Below are 3,837 nucleotides of genomic sequence, written 5' to 3'. Positions count from 1 at the left end.
AGCCGCCGCGACCCCGGTCTTCAGGGGTGGGCCCGCTGCTCCCGGGCGGCCTCGACGGCCGCCCGGGCCCGCAGCGGCGCGCAACGGTGGTAGGCCCAGCCCAGGGCCGCACCGACGATGACCACCGGAATCAGCAGGAAGAGCAGGACAACCACACAGGCGGCAATGGTCTCCACACCCTTGGTCTACCCGGGCTCCCCCGGGTCGACCCGGTACGCCCGGTAGCGCCCTCAGACGACGAGAACCCCGGGGTTGAGGATGCCGGCCGGGTCCAGCGTCCGTTTGACCGCCCGGAGCACCTCGACGCCGAGATCGCCGATCTCGGCGTCGAGCCAGGGCCGGTGCTCCGTTCCGACCGCGTGGTGGTGGGTGATCGTGCCGCCCGTGGCGACGACCGCGTCCGTGGCCGCGGCCTTGGCCGCCCGCCAGCTCCCGATCGGGTCGTCGCCCTCGCCGCAGACGACGGTGAAGTAGAGCGAAGCCCCCGTGGCGTACAGATGAGAAATGTGGCACATGACGACCGGTGCCAGGCCGGCGGCGGCCAGCGTCGTGGTGAGCGCGTCTCGGACGGCCGCGTACAGCCCGGGCAGCGCCGTCCAGAATCCCGCCGTTTCCAGGGTCTCGGCGAAGATGCCCTGGTCCAGCAGCGCGTCGCGCAGGTAGGGCGCCCGGAACCGACTCTGCTCCCAGTCCTGGCCGGCCGCCGCGCCGAGCCGCCTGGCGCCCCCGGCGAGCAGGACAGCGGCGACCGCCGCGGAACGCTGTTCCACCGCGCGATCGTCGCCTTCGTAGCCGGTCACCAGGTAGCAGCCGACGGCGCCACCCCCGCGCTCGCCGCCCGACCGGGTCGGCCGCGCGAGCCCCGCGACGGTCTCCGTCTCGTCGGACAACCGGCATACCGTCGGCCGCAGGTCGCCGGCGGCGAGTGAGCGCAGCAGCCGGGTGCCGGTCGCGAAGTCGGGCACCGACCAGGCCTCGTAGCCGCGCCGGGCCGGCAGCGGCCGGACCCGGGCGACGACCTGGGTGATCACCCCGAAGGCTCCCTCGGAGCCGAGTAGCAGCTCCCGCAGGTCCGGTCCAGCGGCCGACGCCGGGGCGCGGCCGAGCTCCCAGCCACCCACCGGCGTGGCCACCCGCAGGCCGACGACCAGTTCGTCGAACCGGCCGTAGCCCCCGGACGCCTGGCCACTGGATCTGGTCGCCGCGTAGCCACCGATGGTGGCATACTCCCAGGACTGGGGGACGTGCCCGAGTGTGAGACCGTGCTCGGCCAGCAACGCCTCGGCCCGGGGGCCCCGCAGCCCGGCGCCGAGCTCCGCGGTGCCGGAGTCGGGATCCACCCGGCCGAGCCGGTCCAGCCGGGCGAGGTCGAGGGCGACGACGGCACGGTCGCCACGCTCGGGCGGCGCAAGGCCGCCGACGACCGAGGTACCGCCCCCGAACGGCACGACCACGAGGTGCTCTCTGGTCGCGACCCGCAGCACGCCGAGCACCTCGTCATGATCGGCGGGCCGGACGACCGCGTCGGGCGCGGCGGAGGCGTCCCCGGCCCGCAGGCGCAACAGATCGGTCGTCGAGCGGCCCCGGCAGTGCCGGATGCGCGCGACATCGTCCACCCGGACCTCGCCGTCCCCAACGACCACCGCGAGCGCGGCCCGGGCCGGATCCGGCAGCCGCGACGCGGGCAGGCGTACCTCGGCGAGCGGGACGGGCGGGCGAGGACGGGCGGGAATGCCGAGCCGAGCCAGCAGAAGGCGGGTGGAATCGGGCAGTGGGTCATGCGCCTCGGCGGGGCCCCAGCCCCACCAGACAGATTCGGTCAGGAGGATCTCACGGGCTTTCTCGTGGGCCTCGTCGATGCTCGTCATCGGCGTGCGTACCGCCTGTCCGATCCGGTGGTGCCTCGGTAGAATCTCCCACGAGACAGTGGGACAGCCAACGTCACATTGTCACAAGGTCTCGTCCTACGATGACACATCCCGCGCGGCGGCGCCGCTCCCCGCGCCCGTGGCGACGGGCGGGAGGAAGGGCTGCCGGATGGCTCTCGCAGGCGAGGAGGCCGTCCTCGACGCGACCAAGGCATCCCTGCTGGCGGTCGGGGTCCGGCGGACCACCATGACCGAGGTAGCGCGCCGCGCCGGAGTGAGCCGGATGACCCTCTATCGACGCTGGCCGGACCTGCGCTCACTGGTCGGTGATGTGATGACGCGCGAGTGGACCCAGGTTGTGACGGCCGCGTCGGCCATGGCCCAAGCCGGGCCGGACGGCGGGCCTCCGGACGGCGGGCTGGCCGACGATCTCGTCGAGCACATCATCGCGACGGTGGAGGCGTTCCGCACCAACCCGCTCTATCTGCGGATCATCGAAACGGATCCCGAGCTGCTGATCCGGTACCTGATCGAGCGACGTGGCGCCACCCAACAGATGATCCTGGACCTGCTGACGAGCCAGTTCCGCACCGCCGCGGCGAACGGCGCCGTGCGGCCCGCGGACCCGTCGGCGCTGGCCCTCACGGTCCTGCTCGTCGTGCAGTCCTTCGTCCTGTCCGCCGAGGCCCTCGGCTGCGGTGTCCCCGCTGCGACCCGGACCGCCGAACTGCGCCGGCTCCTGCGCGGCTACCTCGTGCCGGAGCCGGTCAAGGAGAGCATTGGGGGATCACCATGACGGTTCTGACGCTCCCGCCGACCACGGCGACCTCGTTGAACGCCGGACGGCGGGAACGGGAGCTGGCCGCCGTCGCGGCTGGCGGCCCGGTGGACCTGCTGGTAATCGGCGGTGGGGTCACCGGGGCTGGGGTGGCCCTGGACGCCGCCTCCCGCGGCCTGTCCGTCGTCCTCGCCGAGGCGCACGACCTCGCCTTCGGCACGAGCCGATGGAGTTCCAAGCTCGTTCACGGCGGGCTGCGTTACCTGGCTACCGGAGATGTGGCGCTGGCGCGGGAGAGCGCCATCGAGCGCGACATCCTGATGCGGCACACCGCGCCCCATCTCGTGCGGGCGCTGCCCATACTCACCCCGCTGACCCCGGGAGTACCGCGGTCGAACGCCGCGTTGGTCCAGGCCGGGGTGTGGCTCGGCGACCTGCTGCGCCGCGGCGCGGGCACGCCCCGCGCGGTCCTGCCCGGCCCACGCCGGCTGACCGCCGTGGAGACGCTCGGGGTGGCTCCCGCGCTCCGGGAAGCCGGACTGCGCGGCGGGGTGCTGCACTGGGACGGCCAGCTCGTCGACGACGCCCGTCTCGTAGTCGCGCTGGCCCGGACCGCAGCCGGATTCGGCGCCCGGATCCTGACCCGGCTGCGGGTGACCGGCCTCGACGGCGGCGGCCTCGACGGCGGACCCCGCGGCCCGAGCCGGCACGGTTGTCGTGGGATCGAGGCGACCGCGGTGGACACCCTCACCGGTACCCGGATCACCCTGCGTGCGCGGACGGTGGTCAATGCCACCGGTGTGTGGGCGCCGGCCCTGGCTCCGGGGATCCGGCTGCGGCCGAGCCGCGGCACCCACCTCGTGCTGCGCTCCACCGTCCTGGCCGGGACCCGCGCGGCGCTGTCCCTGCCGATGCCGGGTGAACGGAACCGGTTCGCGCTGATGCTGCCCCAGGACGACGGCCGCGTCTACGTCGGGTTGACCGACGTGCCGGTCGAGGAGGTCGTCGACGTCCCGGTGCCCGACGAGGACGAGATCGCGCAGCTGCTGGGCATCGTCTCGAACGTGCTGGCCACCCCCATCGACCCGGCGGACCGGCTGGGCGCCTTCGCGGGCTTGCGCCCACTGCTCGACACCGCCACCGACCACACCGTCGTTCCCCACAGCGCCGCCACCCGTACCAGCGCCGCCC

The 3,837-nt window shown here is 74.0% G+C and carries 4 protein-coding genes; 2 read left to right on the top strand and 2 right to left on the bottom strand.

Annotation, left to right across the window (positions count from 1 at the left end; translation table 11 throughout):
• Positions 1-20: 20 nt before the first annotated feature.
• Both AC08ON_RS07330 and AC08ON_RS07325 read right to left on the bottom strand, forming a co-directional pair.
• Positions 21-176: a hypothetical protein gene (locus AC08ON_RS07330; RefSeq protein WP_476606958.1), complete on the bottom strand. Its 156-nt coding sequence runs from the start codon at positions 174-176 to the stop codon at positions 21-23.
• A 54-nt stretch (positions 177-230) separates the two neighbouring features.
• A complete protein-coding gene (locus tag AC08ON_RS07325; RefSeq protein ID WP_476606957.1) occupies positions 231-1,868 on the bottom strand; it encodes an FAD-binding oxidoreductase in 1,638 nt (545 codons plus the stop codon).
• Positions 1,869-2,037: 169 nt separating this feature from the next.
• On the opposite strand from AC08ON_RS07325, the gene AC08ON_RS07320 reads away from it, so the two are divergent.
• Both AC08ON_RS07320 and AC08ON_RS07315 read left to right on the top strand, forming a co-directional pair.
• Positions 2,038-2,664, top strand: a complete 627-nt coding sequence (locus tag AC08ON_RS07320) for a TetR/AcrR family transcriptional regulator (protein WP_476606956.1) — start codon at positions 2,038-2,040, stop codon at positions 2,662-2,664.
• Positions 2,661-3,837, top strand: a 1,177-nt coding sequence (locus AC08ON_RS07315; RefSeq protein WP_476616676.1) for a glycerol-3-phosphate dehydrogenase/oxidase, incomplete at its 3' end; no start/stop codon positions are given. The genes AC08ON_RS07320 and AC08ON_RS07315, both read left to right, overlap by 4 nt.

The sequence above is a fragment of the Frankia sp. CoWAU3 genome, assembly GCF_977971855.1.
Note: the sequence above shows the minus strand (reverse complement) of the source record. Positions and strands in the feature narration are given on the sequence as shown.

What these genes read in the sequence shown, in the direction of transcription:
- AC08ON_RS07325 (WP_476606957.1), bottom strand. Translation starts at nt 1,868, where the DNA reads ATGACGAGCATCGACGAGGCCCACGAGAAAGCCCGTGAGATCCTCCTG.
- AC08ON_RS07320 (WP_476606956.1), top strand. Translation starts at nt 2,038, where the DNA reads ATGGCTCTCGCAGGCGAGGAGGCCGTCCTCGACGCGACCAAGGCATCC.